The 19,114-nt window shown below is 46.4% G+C and carries 17 protein-coding genes; 11 read left to right on the forward strand and 6 right to left on the reverse strand.

What is annotated here, in order from left to right:
* The first annotated feature begins 334 nt into the window (after positions 1-334).
* Both AC27N8_RS18150 and AC27N8_RS18155 read left to right on the forward strand, forming a co-directional pair.
* Entirely contained in the window at positions 335-790 is a 456-nt protein-coding gene (locus AC27N8_RS18150; RefSeq protein WP_487068801.1) for a cupin domain-containing protein, read from the forward strand.
* A 242-nt stretch (positions 791-1,032) separates the two neighbouring features.
* Positions 1,033-1,422, forward strand: a complete 390-nt coding sequence (locus AC27N8_RS18155) for a cupredoxin domain-containing protein (RefSeq protein ID WP_487068802.1) — start codon at positions 1,033-1,035, stop codon at positions 1,420-1,422.
* Between the two features lie 188 nt (positions 1,423-1,610).
* Here AC27N8_RS18155 and AC27N8_RS18160 read toward each other — a convergent pair whose 3' ends face one another.
* The 3 genes from AC27N8_RS18160 to AC27N8_RS18170 form a co-directional block, all read right to left on the reverse strand.
* Positions 1,611-3,329, reverse strand: coding sequence for a S53 family peptidase (locus tag AC27N8_RS18160; protein ID WP_487068803.1), 1,719 nt, complete (start codon positions 3,327-3,329; stop codon positions 1,611-1,613).
* A gap of 656 nt (positions 3,330-3,985) precedes the next feature.
* On the reverse strand, positions 3,986-4,804 hold the full coding sequence (locus AC27N8_RS18165; RefSeq protein WP_487068804.1) for a hypothetical protein: 819 nt from the start codon (positions 4,802-4,804) through the stop codon (positions 3,986-3,988).
* Positions 4,805-4,821: 17 nt separating this feature from the next.
* Positions 4,822-5,151, reverse strand: a complete 330-nt coding sequence (locus AC27N8_RS18170; protein WP_487068805.1) for a hypothetical protein — start codon at positions 5,149-5,151, stop codon at positions 4,822-4,824.
* Between the two features lie 511 nt (positions 5,152-5,662).
* Here AC27N8_RS18170 and AC27N8_RS18175 point away from each other — a divergent pair.
* From AC27N8_RS18175 to AC27N8_RS18210, 8 genes are all read left to right on the forward strand, one after another.
* Positions 5,663-6,673: an ABC transporter ATP-binding protein gene (locus tag AC27N8_RS18175; protein ID WP_487068806.1), complete on the forward strand. Its 1,011-nt coding sequence runs from the start codon at positions 5,663-5,665 to the stop codon at positions 6,671-6,673.
* Positions 6,674-6,709: 36 nt separating this feature from the next.
* Positions 6,710-7,372, forward strand: a complete 663-nt coding sequence (locus AC27N8_RS18180; RefSeq protein ID WP_487068807.1) for an ABC transporter permease — start codon at positions 6,710-6,712, stop codon at positions 7,370-7,372.
* A gap of 10 nt (positions 7,373-7,382) precedes the next feature.
* Positions 7,383-8,069, forward strand: coding sequence for an ABC transporter permease (locus tag AC27N8_RS18185; RefSeq protein ID WP_487068808.1), 687 nt, complete (start codon positions 7,383-7,385; stop codon positions 8,067-8,069).
* A gap of 81 nt (positions 8,070-8,150) precedes the next feature.
* On the forward strand, positions 8,151-9,116 hold the full coding sequence (locus AC27N8_RS18190) for a glycine betaine ABC transporter substrate-binding protein (protein WP_487068809.1): 966 nt from the start codon (positions 8,151-8,153) through the stop codon (positions 9,114-9,116).
* 231 nt (positions 9,117-9,347) lie between these two features.
* The gene (locus AC27N8_RS18195) at positions 9,348-10,256 is read left to right on the forward strand and encodes an LLM class F420-dependent oxidoreductase (RefSeq protein ID WP_487068810.1); all 909 of its coding nucleotides are present in this window, start codon (positions 9,348-9,350) and stop codon (positions 10,254-10,256) included.
* Positions 10,257-10,284: 28 nt separating this feature from the next.
* Positions 10,285-10,749: a TIGR03668 family PPOX class F420-dependent oxidoreductase gene (locus AC27N8_RS18200; protein WP_487068811.1), complete on the forward strand. Its 465-nt coding sequence runs from the start codon at positions 10,285-10,287 to the stop codon at positions 10,747-10,749.
* Between the two features lie 100 nt (positions 10,750-10,849).
* The gene (locus tag AC27N8_RS18205; RefSeq protein ID WP_487068812.1) at positions 10,850-11,635 is read left to right on the forward strand and encodes an RNA ligase family protein; all 786 of its coding nucleotides are present in this window, start codon (positions 10,850-10,852) and stop codon (positions 11,633-11,635) included.
* A 60-nt stretch (positions 11,636-11,695) separates the two neighbouring features.
* Positions 11,696-12,865, forward strand: coding sequence for an AAA family ATPase (locus tag AC27N8_RS18210; RefSeq protein WP_487068813.1), 1,170 nt, complete (start codon positions 11,696-11,698; stop codon positions 12,863-12,865).
* A gap of 41 nt (positions 12,866-12,906) precedes the next feature.
* On the opposite strand, the gene AC27N8_RS18215 is transcribed toward AC27N8_RS18210, so the two are convergent.
* Entirely contained in the window at positions 12,907-13,824 is a 918-nt protein-coding gene (locus tag AC27N8_RS18215) for a protein DA1 (protein ID WP_487068814.1), read from the reverse strand.
* Positions 13,825-14,062: 238 nt separating this feature from the next.
* On the opposite strand from AC27N8_RS18215, the gene AC27N8_RS18220 reads away from it, so the two are divergent.
* The gene (locus AC27N8_RS18220; RefSeq protein WP_487068815.1) at positions 14,063-15,343 is read left to right on the forward strand and encodes an alkaline phosphatase family protein; all 1,281 of its coding nucleotides are present in this window, start codon (positions 14,063-14,065) and stop codon (positions 15,341-15,343) included.
* Between the two features lie 67 nt (positions 15,344-15,410).
* Here the strand turns inward: AC27N8_RS18220 and AC27N8_RS18225 are convergent, their stop codons facing one another.
* Together AC27N8_RS18225 and AC27N8_RS18230 are read right to left on the reverse strand one after the other, a co-directional pair.
* Positions 15,411-18,161, reverse strand: coding sequence for an ABC transporter permease (locus tag AC27N8_RS18225; protein ID WP_487068816.1), 2,751 nt, complete (start codon positions 18,159-18,161; stop codon positions 15,411-15,413).
* Positions 18,158-18,916 carry an ABC transporter ATP-binding protein gene (locus AC27N8_RS18230; RefSeq protein WP_487068817.1) on the reverse strand — a complete coding sequence of 253 codons (759 nt, stop codon included), beginning with the start codon at positions 18,914-18,916 and terminating at the stop codon, positions 18,158-18,160. Before AC27N8_RS18230 ends, AC27N8_RS18225 begins: the two co-directional genes overlap by 4 nt.
* Positions 18,917-19,114 lie beyond the last annotated feature (198 nt).

Consider the following 19,114-nt stretch of genomic DNA (forward strand, 5'->3'; position numbering starts at 1 on the left):
CTGACGCTCTCAGGTGGGTTCGATACAAGCTCTCACTACCGACTTTCACTCTCTCGGCTCGCTATCTGTAAAATACTTATCTACTAATCCTGATCAAAGCGTTACTTTTCTTCTTTTTCTATTAAAATACAGCATACATGATCACTTTACGTCTGTCAAGCGACGATTTTCCCATTTCTACGATCACAAAATGGTTAAATCATTTATAATGAGGACAGAGTTTCTCAACTACGGCCCCTACGCCCTTGACGCAAGGTCTCGATAATGCGACGATATTCTGCAGGCAATGTTTCGTGAAGCCCCCTTAGATAAGATGTTGTAAAGGAGTATCCAGATGAATATTCATGACAGCACGTCGGAACTGCCTGCTGATGGAGTCAGAGTCATCAAGCCACATCAGTTCGACAGCAATACACCACAAACGCCCGGTATGCAACGCGTTGCAGCGGTCTCACAGCAACTAGCTGGCTCAAAGGGGATTTGGGCCGGCGTGACGACTGTCAGCCCCCATATTTCCAGTGCCAAACACCATCACGGCCATCTGGAAACCGTAATTTATGTCGTTTCAGGTCATGCCAGAATCCGTTGGGGCAATAATCTGGAATTATCTGAGGATGTAGAGCCCGGAGATTTTATCTATGTCCCTCCATTTGTACCTCATCAGGAGCTCAACCCATCAAACGAACCATCACAGTGGGTAATCGTGCGCAATTCACAAGATCCAATCGTCGTCAATTTAGAGCCAACCAGTTCTGAACAACAACAAGCCAACGATGAGACGCATCGCTAGTTAGAGGAGTAGGCAGACAACTCAAAGCAAAAAGTAATAGTAAAGAAATCTCAGTATCAGGTCAGGTAGCTTTTTTTGTACCAGCGAAACTATAATAGGTCAATCAATGTCATCACTCTCTTGTAGAAAATTTGGGATCGGTATCTCACGCGTATCTGTAAAAAAAGCTGCCCGGGATTGCAGGCCGCGTACGAAGATATACGATTTTTACCTATGATAGTTCCAGGAGTACAAAGTACGCGATGAAAAAGTTGTTTGGAGTATTTATTATTGTAAGTCTGCTAGCCATAATCGTTTCTGCCTGTTCTCTCCCTGGCCTGGGTGGAAACACGGCCACCGGCCCTAATCCAGTCCATATGGGAGAGACAGATTTCAAGGTATCATCGATAACCATCAAGAAGGGCACGAAAATTACACTTATTAATGACGACGCACCGATACATATTATCGCCAATGGTACATGGGATGGTGCAACATCCAGGCCAAAGATTGAGTCCGGCGCACCAACAATCGATAATTTACAGGTTGATGGTTATGGCAGCAACGCAATTGGACCATTTAACACTGCCGGCACCTTTCAAATCTATTGCACCGTTCATCAAAATATGAAAATGACCGTGATTGTGAAGTAATATCTCTCATCCCTCACAAGCTCAATACACTCACACTTCTTTATACAACCAGATAATCTAGAGGCACGCTTATCGATCAATACGATAAGCGTGCCTCTAGATTATCTGGCAGAATACTTCAAGCCGGGACACAATATTTCAGTATAGCTAACATACTACGGGCATGTGTGCAGTACGATAAGACAGTATCAGGAAGCTACCTCGTCACGCGCGATATTGTAAACATCGGGTGAGCCCAATCCACTGGCTTGATCATAGCCAGGAGTGGCCGGATAAAAAAGATTGGTTCCCGTGGTCACATCATGAAATGGTTGAAAGGGCTGCTGTGTATTCGCCAGTGAATACAAGATAGGATTAACCCATCCACCACGATCCAGACCATTTTGTTGCCGGAACTCGTTGATGAGTGCCGTACTGGCAGCCCATAGTGGTGCCGCAGCACTGGTTCCTCCAACGACGACGTTTCCACTCGCAGGACAGCCTGATGCAGCAGCAGTACAAAATACCGCATATCCAGTCCGAGGATCAGCATTGGCAGAGACGTCAGGAACTTCACGCTCGCCATTACTGAATTGATTCGTTACTCCTGGACCCACCTGCCACGTTGGCTGCTCGAAGAAACTACTGATGCCACCACCTCCTCCGGCTCCCAGGGCACTTCTCTGCACAGATGCAGGATTGCTCCAGACCGACTCGCTCCCATAGGTATTGTCACCTGCCAGTTGAAGATTGGTTCCCCCAACACCTGTGACAAAAGGATCGCTGGCTGGCGAATCGACGGCACGCTTTTGCGTATTACAATCAAAGGCTCCAGAGTCTCCCGAAGCGGCGAAGATAGATATTCCCTGAGCGGCCGCCTGCTGGAAAATCGTATGCAATGTCTGTAGCTCAGTAGCTCCCGACTGAGCCTCACACTGTCCCCAGCTAACCGATACGACATGAGCCTGAGCGTCAGTCACAATACGATTGTATGTGTCATTAACGCCCTGAGTAGAATTTGGACCCTCATACACAATTTGATGCGCCTGGGGAGCTATTTCGTTAATAACTTCTATATCTAATTCGGCCTCAATGGCTCCCGGTCCAGCCGAGCCATTAAACCCATCTACAAGCACGTTCGTCAAGGCCGGTGGAGTAAGGCCCTGTTCGGCTGCAAACTGATTAATATCGGCTGTTTGATAGCCATCTAACTCAAAGACAGCAATGTTCTGATTAGCACCTTGAGTGCCAGCCCGATAAAGCGGATTGATATCATAGGCACCTGCCAGTTGAGGTTGTGCATAGGCTGTGGTCGCCTGCGGCAGACGATAGGACAGGGGCCGATATTGAACGCTGTTGTCCAGTCCACCGATCGATGTGATGATAGAAGATAATGATTTTGGCATGGTGGGCTCATCAGCATTGGCATAGAAGTTGTGCGTGCCAACACGATAGTTATGCATATGTACTTCAAATGCAGACTCAACCTGACTGGCAGCTCCGTGTACGTCAATGAGCAGACCGTTGGAAGAGACACTATCGATTTTTAGGCCTTGACTGCTTAAATAATCAATCACTTGTTGCTGTTGCTGCGCTGTTGGACCAAATTGAGCCTTGAATTGCGCCGGCGTGAGGAACTGATGATATTGTGCAGATCCTGGCTGGTAGAGCGACTGCAATAATTGGGCTAAGGCCGTTTTATGGCGCAATTGGAGTCCAATTGAAAGTTGCATCTGTTGCTGTGATTGAACATCGCCAACCATCTGTGCTTGCTGCATCAGAGGCGCTGTTTGCCCCACCATAGATACGCGTGGATCTGATTGAGCATGAGCCATCATAGCCACCCCCGCAATCCCTGCGATCCCTGCCCCAACCAGCACAACTACCAGGCCCCATAGCCATAATATTTGTTTCAATCGATGTTTCATACACTTCTCCCAAATAGAGAACAATTTACGAACATTTCACCCTGCAAGCGCAAGAAATAAGCGCAGTGAGAGGAAAAAGCAGTACATCAGCTAGCTGTAGCATATGCATAAAATATGTGAGCGTCTAGTTTCTTTACACAGACCATACCAAAGGACTAGTAAATAGCATTTTTATGTGCTCATTTCTTAACCTGCACTTCTCGCCACGCGCTTTTGCGCACAAAAAATCATCCCATCACGAAAACCGTTAGAAGCCACAGGGCATCTGATATTCTTCGCTGGGATGACTAATGGCGAAACAACCAGCAGCATGCAAAGCTGACAGTGATTCAGTTATCGACCCACAACAATCGTGACAGATACAATAGTATCAATCAGGCAAATGGCAAGAGCCAAATATGTATTAAAATGAAAAATGCTTTGGAGATAGGCGGTAAAAAAAACTACTCCAAAAAGAAGGATAGCAGCAAAAATAAGCCTTGTTCGAACACTCAATTGGTCCATTCATACCTCCTGACTACACACAGCGACAATGTTATGGATCATACTAGCTATTAACAAAATCAGCCAGAAAACATCCATTTAGATCTACAGAGAATCTGAGAGGGCATGCACACACACAGTACCCTCAAAAAGAAATAAAAAATCGCTTATCTTTATGGCCAGGGCAAAAGATACGTAAAGCCGTATTTCTCCAGTGCAGGAATGATCAAAGAGAGAGCGTATTCTATATGCCAGAGTGTTAAACCAACAGTGACCACTGCCAAAATAATATGGAAAATGCGCCAGTAACGAATTACACTGCGATAAAAAACCTCTCGCTTGATAGCTTGTTGGATCTCATCTAACTCATTCATAGCATTGCTCGCGCCAGCATAGAGCATTGAGGAGTCAAAACCATATTGGCTCATCAATGAGCGTAAGGAGAGCAGATCTTGTTGACTATTCTGCCCAATCGCCTGCAAGCGACTCCAGATTAACTCAATGCGATCTTCTCCCCTATCCGTGAGCACTTTACTTACTTCTCGTGCGATCAAGCGAGGAAGCATACGATCCAGAACACGACCAATCACGCCACTAATAACCAGAGCAATCATGGCATAGAGCGCGTAGGTGCCAGTACGTGGATTATAATTGCCAAACGCATGCAAGAAGACCATGACCAACGAAATAGTGCCGAAGCAGACATGCCAGTTCAAGACAGCGTTGAGCCCTCCCACCGATCGTTTGTTACTGCGACGTCGTAGCGTGAACGAGACCGCTGCCAGAAACATAAAGGTTGTACTCAGAATGGCAAAGAAAAGACCAGCAAAGCTATCTCCCCCCATATCATCACTCACGTGCGTACACCACACGAAAAAACCTACACTGGCAGCAAGAATAGCCAGAGAAACGGTCACGCAAACCTTCCACTGATGGCTAGGATGAAAAAATAACCACGGATAACCCTTTTCCATTTCCTCAGAATAGTGCATACATTACGTTCCTCTCGTTAATCTACATTTATCACAATTAACTTGTGATCAGCCCCCTGAATATAGTAGACATCGGTATGGGCCTTCTCCTTGACATGGCGTTGTAGATGTCTTAACGATGCCACACAACCAGTATTGCACACAAAATCCATTTCCTGGTTCGCATCGGTTTTAAATACAAAATCCCTACCAGGACCCACCTCAATAACACTTCCTCCGACATGCATCACATTCGTTCCATGGGTACTCATCGGTCCTAACCAGGCAGTTAAAGCTACCCCAGCCGACGCCAGACAACCAATAAGCAGTATAACAAAGACAATGGCACTTATACGTGCAGAAATCATTCGATCAATCTCCAGTGTTGATGGTAGTTTTTCCCCTATGGAATAGAGTGCTTTCTATAATACAGGATTGAAGTTAACTAAAAAAGCATCAGGTAGTTTTTCCTTATCTTATCCATAGTTGATCGGCATCAACTCCTACCTTAGTTCACGAAATTACCCATACTACTTTGTCAGATCAGCGTCACAATACCATCACAGTACTACTGTAAAAAATCACAACCAGTGTGAATATTCACATTGTTAGCTTTTAAAAGTGGGTAAAAAAGGCCCATGTGAGATAGACGCTTTTGATGAAATCATAGACTAGGCAAATTTCGATATTTACAGTATGATACATAAGTAACAGTCGTTACACAAAAATGTTACATAAAACTAGATACAATAATGAGCACGAGTGTAATCACACGAACAAAAATTTTGCGAGACAAAGGGTCCCATTAGAACGTACTATTAGAAGTGTTTGGAATTTGTCACATAGTATCCCGTGATGTATGAGAGGAAATTTTACTGCATGGCAACAATCGTATTTAACGAAATTACCAAAAGGTATTCGAATACTCAGACGCCAGCCGTTGATGCAGTCAGTTTTGAGGTCCCTGAGGGCAGTACATGCATGCTCGTTGGCACCTCAGGATCTGGTAAAACAACGCTATTGCGCATGGTCAATCGCTTGATTGAACCCACCTCTGGTGAAATCTTGATTGAAGGAAAAAATGTCCTTCAAGAAAATGCGATCCAGTTACGCCGTCGCATTGGCTATGTCATCCAGCAAGTTGGGCTCTTCCCTCATATGAACATCGCAGAGAATGTTCGCGTGACCACCGATATCGCTGGTGGATGGAGCAAGCAGAAGATCAATCAACGCGTTGATGAACTCTTAGAGCTCGTCGGACTACCTCCAGACGAATATCGTAAGCGCTTTCCTCGTCAACTTTCAGGTGGACAACAACAGCGTGTTGGATTAGCACGCGCTCTGGCAACCGATCCCACGATCCTATTGATGGATGAGCCATTCGGTGCCCTGGATGCAATTACGCGTGCACGTATGCAGGATGAACTCTTACGCATCCAGAAAGATGTCCATAAAACAATTCTCTTTGTCTCACACGATATGGAAGAAGCCTTCAAACTGGGCAATCAGATTGCTGTCCTTTCTCAGGGAAAACTTGTACAATTAGGGACGCCAGTCGAGCTGTTAGCCAAGCCAGCTAACGACTTTGTACGCCAACTCGTTGGTGCAGACAATATATTACGTCAATTAGAATATTTACCCATCACGAACGCAATGGATACCAGGCCAGATACGGTCTCATCGGCACACTGGGGCGACGTACCAGAAATATCAACTGAAGCTACTCTTCTTGATGCTCTTCTGCAACTCCTCGCCACTAATGCCCCCGCCCTTGCCACTCATGATAACCAAAATCAACAAAACACCGGTTATGTCACCCTTGCCAGTATCAATCGAGAAATCGCACAGCTACGCGCAGGTTCAACATCGACAATGCCCTCGACGTTATAACCAGAGAAGCTTTGAGCAGTACATAAAGGAGTATCGATGAAGTACTTGTTAAGTGGCTATAATTATGATCTCACTGATCCCGGCAGTATCCCTAATTTACTTGTGCAGCACATCTATCTGGTTGGATTAGCAATGATTATCTCTCTAATCATTGCCCTGCCAGTTGGGATTCTAGTAGCACGCAATCGTTGGCTCTATACACCAATAATTACCTTTACAGGTATTTTATATAGTATTCCAGGCATTGCCCTGGTGGCCTTATTAATCACGATTCCAGCCATCGGATTGAGTCTGGCAACCATTATGATCCCACTCGTCGCCTACACTCAATTGGTACTGATACGTAACACGGCGGCAGCGATTAATGGTATCGATCCGTTGCTGCTAGAAGTGGGTAAAGCGATGGGGATGAATAGATGGCAAGTCTTAACAAAGGTAACGCTACCACTGGCTCTCCCGGTCATCATTGCCGGTGTCCGTATCGCGACCGTGACAACAGTTGGCACAGCCTCGCTTGCCTCCCTGGTCGATGAGGGAGGATTAGGAGACCTGATCTTCAAAAATCTGACCAGCGGATATCAAGACGCTATCATAGCTGGAGCCATTCTGATGAGCGTGTTTGCAGTCGTTGCAGATATCCTTTTGCTCGGCATCCAGATACTCCTGAGTAGAGGACGTAGCGCGACGGCTGTCGCATAGGAGAGAGATAGTGAATGAGCTATGGCAGTTTATTACAAACCCAACCAACGAATTTGCAAGCCATACAATCGCCTATTTACAAATTTGTGCCTTCTCAATCTTCTTTGCCATCGTGATCGGGGTTGTCTTAGGAGCACTGGTCTCACGTAACGCCATCGCTGCGTTTACTGCGGTAAACCTGAGCGGTTTGATGCGTGCGGTCCCGGTCATCGCCTTCCTGATTGCGGCCCTTCCTTATCTAGGAGTCGGCTTTAAGCCAACCGTGGTCGCTCTGATTGTTCTGGGCATTCCACCGATTCTGTTAAATACCTATACCGGCATTCGGGGGATCGATCCGGCAATAACAGATGCAGCACGCGGCATCGGTATGAATGGATGGCAGATTATTAGCCGCATCCAGACACCACTTGTGCTCCCGATTATTGCTGCTGGAATTCGTACATCGGCGGTTCAGATTGTAGCCACCGCAACGCTGGCAGCTATAATCGGCGCTGGTGGTTATGGCGAATATATTATTGATGGTTTGAATAGATTAGATAACGTTGCTATCCTGGCAGGCGCAATACCAGTCGCGCTACTCGCCATCATTGTAGAGCTGTTTATGAGTTGGCTACAATATACATTAACGCCAAAGGGCCTGCGCACTATTTCAGAAACAGTAAATACGAGTGGACAAAGAAGTCCACGTCATCCATAGAAGTATGGGCTGCATCTGTGATCCCATTGGCAGTTTACTTATTCTATCCATTGTTGATTGTTTGATCATTCAGGAGGAAAAATGCCTTCATTATTACGCTCACTACGAGCTAAATCATTGTTCCTACTCGTATGTGTTCCCTTGCTGATCTTATCAGCTTGTGGCAATGCAACTACGACGACCACCACAAGCCAAAATAATCCGAATGCTAATGTCACGCTGACGGTTGGTGGTAAGCTTGATACAGAGTCAAAAATCCTCACGAAACTCTACACACTTACCCTCAGGGACGCAGGGTTTAAAGTAAACGAGAAAGCAGCATTCGGCAACAATACCATTGTCTTTGCTGGCATCAAAAGTGGGGCCATTGATCTCTATCCAGAATTCACAGCCACGGGCCTGGATGCACTCAAGAAAACATCATCATTGGATGATCAGAAAGACTACGATACGGTCAAAGCTGGCTTCAAAAGTCAGTTCAGTATTGATTGGTTGGATTACTCACCTCTCAATGATACCTATGCAGTCTGTGTCAGCAATAGTAGTAGCATCAAAACGATCTCTGATCTGGCGTCGCAGGCCAAAAGTATCACCTTCGATCTGCCAAGCGATAGCACCTATGTGATTGACTATCTGAAAGCCAAATATGGTCTGACATTGGCTAGCTTTAAAGCTGTCCACAAGGTTGACTATAGTATTGGCTTCAAAGAAGTTCAAGCTGGACAGTCACAGGCAAACTTTTGTTACTCGACAGACAGCACCATTACTACAGATAATCTTGCTGTCCTACAAGATGACAAAAAAGCCTTCCCGGCGTACCATCCAGCTCCGATTGTACGTGATAGCGTACTCACAAAATCACCCGATATCGCGACCGCTTTGAATGCTCTGGCACCAGACATCACAACGGATGAGAGTCTCGCTCTACAAAAAGATGTTGCCAAGAATATGAATTCAGGCATGTCTCAGGATAGAGCAATCTATCAAACAGCCAAAGATTTCCTCACAAGCAAAGGCTTCTGTAAGAAGTTTGGCTGTACCAATTAATCTGAGTGAGATAAACTTTCGACCAGATCATAGCGGGGAGCATACGGCATACGTTGTACGCTCCCCGCTATGATTTTTCCATATGAACAAGCTTTCAACTACCCACCGAACCGGCCTCTCTCGTCACCATCTCACAAGCAATTCTTTCACACGTGTTGTATATTGTCTAAGATCTACTGTCGATTTTAGTACTCTATCCCAATCGAATGACTATTGAAAAGGAAGGGTTTTATGCGTTTAGGATTACAAGTTCCCAGCTTCACCTGGTCTAATGGTCAAAGTCAACTCGGCGATACATTTGCAACCGTCGCAGAACGTGCCGAGCGTGCAGGTCTGTACAGCCTGTGGGTCATGGATCATTTCTTTCAGATTAGTATGGTAGGTCCAGCCGAAAACGAGATGCTTGAAGGCTGGAGTGCTCTGGCTTTTGCAGCTGGTCGGACAAACCAGATTAAGCTTGGCACGATGGTCACAGGTATCACCTATCGTCATCCCGGCGTCTTGATTAAGACAGCAACCACCCTGGATGTCCTCTCTCATGGACGCGCTTATCTGGGGATTGGGGCTGCCTGGAATGAGGAAGAGCATAAGGGGTTGGGGGTGCCTTTTCCACCACTGGCCGAGCGCTTTGAGCGCCTCGAAGATACGTTACAACTAGCTCATCAGATGTGGTCTGGCGATGACAAAGCCTTCCATGGCAAACATTATACGCTTGAGCGCCCCTTGAATTCGCCAACATCGGTCCAGAAACCGCATCCGCCTATTCTGATCGGAGGAACCGGCGAAAAGAAAACGTTACGCATGGTGGCTCAATATGGAGACGCCTGTAACCTTTTCGCTCGCATGGGAGATGATATGCTGCAACACAAGCTTTCGGTACTCCAGGAGCATTGTGAGAAGCTCAATCGCCCTTATACCGATATCGAGAAGACTACTCTGGATAGTTTCCGACTCACCAAAGATGGTCGCGATAATTCACTCTCTCCAAATGCAGCTATCGACATGTTTGGTAAGCTTGCAGAGCAAGGCATCGATCAGGCAATTTTCAGCTTGCATAATGTCGATGATATCGAAGCATTTGATTTGCTTGCTACACAAATCGTACCTGTCGTCGAAAAGATCAAGGTGGCTGGACGCTAAGTCTAGATCACAAATATAAAGGGATATCATGGCACTACGCACGCAACTGACAGTTGAAGAAAGCACATTTATCCATCAGCAACGCGTCGCACGCCTGGCAACCGCAGATGAGAACGGGAGCCCCACTCTCGTTCCTGTCTGCTATGCTTTCGATGGCAAGTATTTTTTTACTCCTCTGGATGAAAAGCCTAAACGGGTTGAGGTGATGCAATTACGACGTGTTCACAATATCGAGGCCCGTCACGAAGCCAGCCTGCTCATTGATCAATATAGCGACGACTGGTCACAATTAGGATACGTACAAATTTATGGTCAAGCGGTGCTTATCTATCTACAGCATCCCTTACACGCACAAGCACTGACTCTCTTGCGACAACGCTATAGACAATACCAAACAATGGCATTAGAGGCTTTGCCTTGCATTATGATTACTCCTCAACGCATACGATCTTGGGGACCAGCTTTACAGAAGCAAACCATACAACCTCAATAATTGCTCTGTGAAGCAATTTTAGATAGCTTGCTATTTTTTCACATACATTGAGCGTCTATACTAGATAGACAACGTTTTATAATCTCACGGGAAAGCAAAAATGGCAGGTATCTATAAGTATCCACGTACACCTCATATAGAAGGTTCTGGCATTCAATATGGTGATGAAGATCTAGCAGTGCTTCCTATACGTATGCTGCAAGGGAAATATCTGATCATCGAAGAAAAAGTGGATGGAGCCAATAGCGCAATCAGCTTTGATACGACAGGACAATTACTCCTACAAAGCCGCGGTCACTATCTGAGTGGAGGTCCCAGAGAAGCACAATTTCAACTCCTAAAAAGTTGGGCACATACACATACAGCAGATTTCTGGGAGGCGCTACAAGACCGTTATATCCTCTACGGCGAATGGCTCTATGCCAAACATACCGTCTTTTATACCGATCTTCCACATTATTTTCTCGAATTCGATATTTATGATAAGCAAGAAAAAACATTTTTGAGTACAAAGAAACGCAGTGTGTTCCTCAAAAAGCTTCCATTTGTATGCTCGGCCAGAGTTGTCCATGAAGGCATTCTCAAGAAAAATCAGTCTTTAGTTGATTTTATTCAACCTTCACCTTATATTAATAGCAATCATTTACAACAGCTCCATGCGCTATGTGTAGAAAAACATTTAGATAGTGAACGAGCCCTGAGGGAGACTGATCCAAGCGTTCTGATGGAGGGTCTTTACATTAAGATGGAAAATGAGGATATAGTTCAGGAGCGCTGGAAATATGTACGCGCAAGTTTTCAGCAAGCGATGACAGATTCAGAGAGCCATTGGATGCACCGTGCCATTATTCCTAATCTCCTGCGCCCAGGAACCACACTTTTTTAAAGGCTGATTTCCGATCACAAGCCCAAAAGCAACAAGCGAAAGTAATAAAGAAAACAGATTATGACACATATATCAAGTCAATCGATAAAGACCTCAGGCGATTTCTTCCCTTATTGTCCTCAGGAATCACAGCAATGGAGCCTGGATTGGGAAGCGATCGAACGACGATTTTCGTGGATACAGGCAATGGATGGCGTACCACAATTTCCGGCCTACCATGCAGAAGGAGATGTGCTTATCCATACCCGTATGGTTGTCGATGAGCTCATTCGCCATCCCCACTGGCGGGAGCTGCCCGCTGAGGAAAGAACCATCCTATTTGCAGCGGCGCTACTCCACGATGTGGGCAAACCGGCCTGCACCAAAATTGAGTCGGATGGCATGATTAGCTCACGAGGACATGCTCGCCGTGGAGAGCTCATTGCTCGCCGCATTCTCTGGACAGGTGACGAGCTCCCCAATCCTGTACCACTGGCACAAAGAGAATATATTGCACGACTCGTTCGCTGGCATGGACTCCCGTTACAATTTCTCAACCGAGCCAATCCAGAAAAAGCGGTTATCGAAGCCAGCCAGAGTATTCGCATGGATCATCTGGCATTACTGTCAGAAGCGGATGTACGTGGTCGCATCTGTGCCGATCAGGCAGAATTATTGGAGCGCGTAGAACTTTTCCGCCTTCTCTGCCAGGAACAAAATTGTTATACAGCGGCATATCCTTTTGAGACCGCCTATAGCCGCTTTGTCTACCTGCACAGTCAGCAAGGCGATCCCAACTATGTCGCGTATGATAATACAAGCTTCGAAGTCGTTTTGCTCTCCGGTCTACCGGGATCAGGGAAAGACACCTGGCAAAAAGCTCATTATCCCAACTGGCCTGTCATTTCGCTTGATGGCATTCGCAAGGAATTGCATGTGACCCCCACTGATGATCAGGGACATGTGGTGCAGTTAGCCCGCGAGCGAGCACGCGAATATATGCGCAAACACCTATCGTTCGTCTGGAATGCCACCAATACAACCCACCTGCTCAGACAACAGCTCATTGACCTGTTTACCTCATATGGTGCGCGTGTCCATCTCATTTATCTCTCGGCTGACTATGATAGTCTTATCAAGAGAAATCGCAGTAGAGATGCAATGGTTCCAGAAGCTGTGATAAACAAGCTCCTCTCCAAACTGGAGGTGCCCGATATTACCGAAGCACATCAAGTCGACTGGGTCCAATGAGAGCATCCGACAAACATCATGTACACTCACAGTGTATCCCGTTAACGTATTGGTAAACGCTTGGTTGTTTGAAGCGTCTCAATGAACCGCGGGAAACCAACTTTATCAATCAGAGCACGTATCCGGCGAAAACCTTCACCATAGACAGGATCGGTATTTTGCTCCTCACCCTTGCTGTGATAAAGGCTCTCTGGCGTATTTGCCTCAAGATAATAACGATGTGAGAGCCATTCACAAAAGCCCTCTTCCGCCCAATCGGGCAAATTATTGACCCCGTGGACGATTAACCAGACGTGTCCAAGCTCATGGACGGTCACTCCCTGGAAAAGGATCGAGGGCAGTCCTTGAAGGACTGCAATACCACTGACTTCAGTACGGACAACGCGTCCATTTTGGGTATAAGTAGCACTCGTTGTAGCACCAAGAGAATGATTGGCATGGTTCTCTTGCAATAATTGAGCCAGGTGCGCCCGGCCACATAAATCGAGGCTCAATCTCAAATTGAGATACTTCAATCCCTGACTGCTCATCCAATGAATCACCTGTGAAAACAAAGGCTTCGCTTCCATCGACGTCTCGACAGCGGTAGAACGGCAGATAGCACAGCGCACGACATCAGCACCTACTTCACGTTGTTCCGGTGGTACAAGCCGACTGCAATAGGCACATGGTGCAAACTGTGTCTGATGCACCGCGCAAAACTGCTGTCCCCAGGCATCGACCAGATAGCGACCGCTCAATGCTTTGCCACAATAGACACAGTGTGGAGCAATCTGACGCATATAACATTCTATATGGTAAGGAGCACCCTTATGCTCCTGGAAACTCGCTTCCTGAATCGGATGGCCACATCCCGCACAAACAAAATGCTCCGGATGCCAGACAGCCCCAAAAGCTTCTAAATACGTTCCCCAGATAGGTTGCCCACAACCCTTACAAATCTTTTTTGTCATATTCATACATTCAAAACCTGATGTAATTCCATAGCAAGCTCATTTCAGGCAGAGCCAAAGAGATCGTCGTGCTACCTTCTTTACGCGTTGCATTTCAGAAGGTTGTAAAAAAGTAGCTATTTTACGAATAGACGAGCCTACAATATGACTGTGTCCTGAATATTCCGTGATATACTTGTGGAATGAACTTACAATGCCAGACCAGAGATATAAAACCTCACCTATTTAGGAAGCAGGAACAAGAATGCTTAATACAGCATCAGTAAAGGCTGTCAATAGCTCTCGATTCTCACAGCGATTTATTCGCCCACGCTACGATTCATATTGCTTCTCAAACTTTCCCTCAACAATCCAGTTTTTACTTACAGGCGATGGGAAAAGTACACTTCCTCTCGATGTCTTTGGTGATCTTCCAACACGCTACGATAACGTTGTTTTCTTCTTCATCGATGCATTTGGCTGGCGCTTTTTTGAAAAATATGCAGAAAAGTATGAGGTGCTTCAAGCATTTATGCAACAGGGGGTTGTCTCAAAGTTGACATCTCAATTCCCTTCGACCACCGCTGCTCATGTCACCTGCATCCATACTGGCCTCAACGTTGGACAAAGCGGCGTTTATGAATGGAACTATTACGAGCCACTTGTGCATGATATCATTTCACCACTCACATTTTCTTACTCTGCCGACAAATATACACGCGACACCGTCAAGCAGAGCGGCATTGCCCCATCCGCGTTTTTCCCTCAGAAGACATTCTATCAAACGCTTCAAGAGCAGGGCATCGATTCGCATATCATACAATATCAGGCATACACTCCCTCGACCTACTCTGATATCGTCTTTCGAGGTGCGACAGTTCATCCGTATCGCGTCCTGGCTGATGCGTTACATTCTCTGACAGAACTCTTAACCACGCCACATCAACGACCAAACTATTACTTTCTTTACTTTGATCGCATCGATGCAACCTGTCATAACTATGGGCCATCATCCAAACAAATGGACGAAGCCGTCGATAACTGTTTTACGACAATAAATGAGCTCTTCTTGAAAGAGACACGCCACAAGACCGGCAAGACGCTCTTTATGCTGACAGCAGATCATGGACAGGTCGAGGTCAATCCCTACAATGTCTATTACTTGAATCAACAAATGCCGATCATCAACCGCTATCTGAAAACGAATAGTCGTGGACTGGTACTGGCGCCAGCAGGCTCGGCACGCGATATGTTTCTCCATATAAAAGAGGAATATGTCACAACAGCGATGACAGAGCTGAAGCAACGACTTCAGAATAGAGCCGAAGTCTATCTCACCGAAGATTTAATTGCGCAGCATTTCTTTGGCCTGGAGAAACCATCACGCACCTTTCTGGATCGCGTTGGTAATATCGTCATCCTCCCCTACAAACGTGAGACGGTCTGGTGGTACGAAGAGAATAAGTTTAGCATGCATTTCCAGGGGCATCATGGAGGCCTGACGCCGGAGGAAATGGAGATCCCGCTGCTTCTTTTACCTCTATAATGCTCTAGATGTTATATTGATACATGTTATATACAACGGTGCTCATAGTATGGACCAATATAACATCTCACTCATAGCGCAGTACTTCCAGTGGACGTACACGCACAGCACCCCAGGCCACCACAAGTGAAGTAATCATCGCCAGGATGATAGAGCCTATAACAAGGCTTATCACAATGGTCGTACTCACAGTAAATGCGGTCTTGAACGCGTATATCCCTAGCAACCAGGTAACAATTGATGCCATCACCATCGCGACAATCGCTCCTAGCCCTCCGACAAGGCCGTTTTCGAGCAGTACCTCGCTCAGAATAGTCCTGCTCGTGTAGCCGACTGATTTCAGGATACCCAGCTCACGTCTCCGCTCCAGCATAGCCAGAGCAACTGCATTGGCAATAATAATGACTCCTGCCAGCAAGGTAAGTGAGGCAATCGTCGTCAGGGTGAGCAAGATATCGTTGAGAAGCTGATCGATAAAGTTGACCAGACTGGCCAGACTTAGCAAGAAAGCATTGGGAACTGTTTTTCCAATCGCATCAACTGCGCTGTTCAACTTGTTGGGATCGATCTTCATGTAGAAGGCCGACGACGCCTGACCTGATGGTGCCAGCGCCTTCGTGGTATCATTTGTTCCCAATACCGGGTCCAGATTAGCACCAAAGCCGGTGGTTTGATAGAAACCAATTACCGTCACCGTTTTCATATTTAGCTTACTGACACCAACGAGAGTAATCTTAGCACCCAGTTTCAAATGGAGTGAATTACTTTGCGAGAGGATCTGTGAAACCACCACATTATTTGTTCCGGCATCCCCTGCGCGCAAATTTCGGCCTGACACAATTTTTAACGTGTCGGTGACAGGTAATTGATTATTGGCAACATCGTAGCCTTCCACGCCACTCAGATAATAGCGCAGCGCCTGCTGCCTCAGAGAGCTTCCATTTCCCGCTGGAGAACTACTGAGATACTCCTGAATTGGCTTCCCATCAATACTCAATGGGGCAGTCGTAGCCAATGTATGTACTTGATGAGCAGAGAGTCCAGGAATGGTAGACAATTTAGCCTCAAGTTTTTTGGTATCCGTAGGAGTAGTAATCGCAAACACGTTATAATTCAGTGCAGTGGTGATCACATCATTTACTTCGGTACGCAAATCCTGTCCTAGAGCCAGAATCAAACCGATAGTGAAAATACCTACGAACAAGGCCAGCATCGTTGTCGTTGTTCGTCCGCGCTGGCGAGCAAGGTTACGTAATGCCATTTTCGTACTGGCCTTCAGCGTACGCGGCACAATCAGGACAATCAAACCCAGTAGCGCGAAGAAAACAAACAACAGACTATATGGTCGAGCAAACTGATAGAGTACGGCCGCAATAACCAGCATGCCCACGACAAGCGCACTATGCCACCCACTAAAACGCTCAGGTACGGGAAGTTTACTGACAAGTACAATCAACAATCCCAGCACCAGACTCAGCAATCCCAAAAAGATGAAGATGCCATAGACTGAAATTGCGCCGAGTTGTACATCGCCTCCCAGGATAATAATTGAGAGGATACAGAATAGGACGGAAAGGATCAGTAGTAGTCCTCCAATGAGCACGATACTCCCTGCCCCACGCCCCTCCGGCAGTTCGCGGATGACATTTAATGGACGAATATTCGCGGCCTGGACAATCGGCAATAAGCCAAAGATCAAGGATGTCGATAGGCCAATCACGACACCACCACCGATCGTCAACCAATCGAGAACAAAGGGGATATTTAAACCGAAGGCATCCTGCACCAAAGTGCGCACCAGATAGCTAATCCCAATAGCAGCCAATGCTCCCAGCAAGCCACCGATCAATCCAAGCAGACCAGCTTCCAATCCAAACAAAAGATAGAGATCAGAGCGACGATAGCCAGTAGTCTTGAGCATAGCAATCTCTGTTTTGCGACGTGAAAGCAGAACCTGCATGGTATTGACAATACCAACACCACCAATCAACAAGGCCAGCAGACCAGCGATCTCCAGGAACTTACGAATGTTCCCAATCACCTGCTCTTCCTGCTTTAGCGCGTCGGTAGCCGTCTGAGTCGTTGCTATAGGAAAATGTGCCTGGATTTTTTTGACGGCAGCATCAATTTTTGCAGCGGACACAGTGACATCGACGGTATCATATGTCAGTTCCTTCTGCGGAGATGCAGCATGATAGTCGCTCGCGGAGAGCAGTACAACGCTGCCGGCCTGGGCCAGGACACCAGTCTCAGAGACGATACCAACAATTTTAGTGGGGATACTATGATTGCTCCCTTGCGTCTGCGAGCTGATTGTAATAGCAAGACTATCACCGATCTTCTTGTGATACTGATCCATAAAAGCCTGAGTCGCAACCACACCTCCATTTTTCACCAGCGTTGCCAGAGTTCCATTAGCAGGCTGGACAAAATCTGGAGGCGTGACAGTTGCAGATGGATAATGTTGAGGATCAATGATGCGAAGACTGAAAAATGATTGCCGTTGTGAAGCACTGGCTCCCGTAGTGGCTTGAGACGTAATCATAGGTATATAGTCAGCAATTGAGCCATCTTTTTTCAAGCTATCAAAATACTTCAGATCGCTGGCAGTAAAAGGTTGCTGTGAACGAATAGCAATATCACCACCGTTCGCATCACGTACATTGCCCGTGAAGGCATTATTAATCATCACGCCCACCAGTTGCAATGCGACAATCGCCATCACGCCAACTGCGACACAGAAGATCGCTAACAGCGTACGTTGACCATCCCGAAAGAGTGAACGCGAGGAATAGTTGAGATACATTGAGGCTTTCACTGTGCGATTCTCCCACCTATCTCATCAATACTGCTTACCAGACCATCCACAATATGGATCGCACGGTTCGCATGGGAGGCGACATTCTGATCATGAGTGGCAATGATAAAGGTCTTGCCAGTTTGAGCACGCAGATCCGCAATCAAACTCAGGACATTTTCACCATTACGCGCATCTAGATTTCCAGTCGGCTCATCAGCGATCACGATAGCAGGATCAGCTGACAATGCTCGTGCAATTGCGACACGTTGCTGCTCGCCACCCGAAAGCTGATTGGGACGATGATTGAGCCGATGAGAGAGTCCCACCAGCGCTAAGAGTTCTTTGGCACGCGTCGAAGGAGATCCCTTATGCTTACCTACATAGAGCGGGATCTCAACATTTTCCTGTGCTGTGAGCGTAGGAATCAAATTAAAGGCTTGAAAGACCATCCCGATCTTTTGATTGCGGATAGTCGCCAGTTTTCCTTCACTTAGAGGAGCAATATCAATGCCATCAATCAAAACCTGACCCGTGGTTGGATTATCCAGGCCAGCAATAATGCCCAGTAAAGTACTCTTCCCGGAACCAGAAGGTCCTACAATTGAAACAAATTCGCTATTATAAATCTGAAAACTAATGCCCTTAAGAATGTCGATGCGCTCCCGCCCTAAGGGCAGACTCTTAGTAATATCGCGCACGTCCATGACAATTTTATCTTTATCAATCACAGTGGCAGTAGAAACTACGGCATGCTGAGTCCCGTTCTCATCCATAGATATCCGACTCCTTGGTACAAAAAAAGACACACTGGAATAGGAAGGGTTATCATATCTGTATCAATGATATCGTATCACCTCAAAGCGGGTAGTTGGGAGACCATTCGTAAAGCTCTATCAAATAAAATCGTCCGGAGCGTGCACTCACACATAAACTTTATCGTAATCACGTTTCTGTATAATACAGATAGAAAG

This window comes from Dictyobacter sp. Z7_2 (assembly GCF_057551105.1).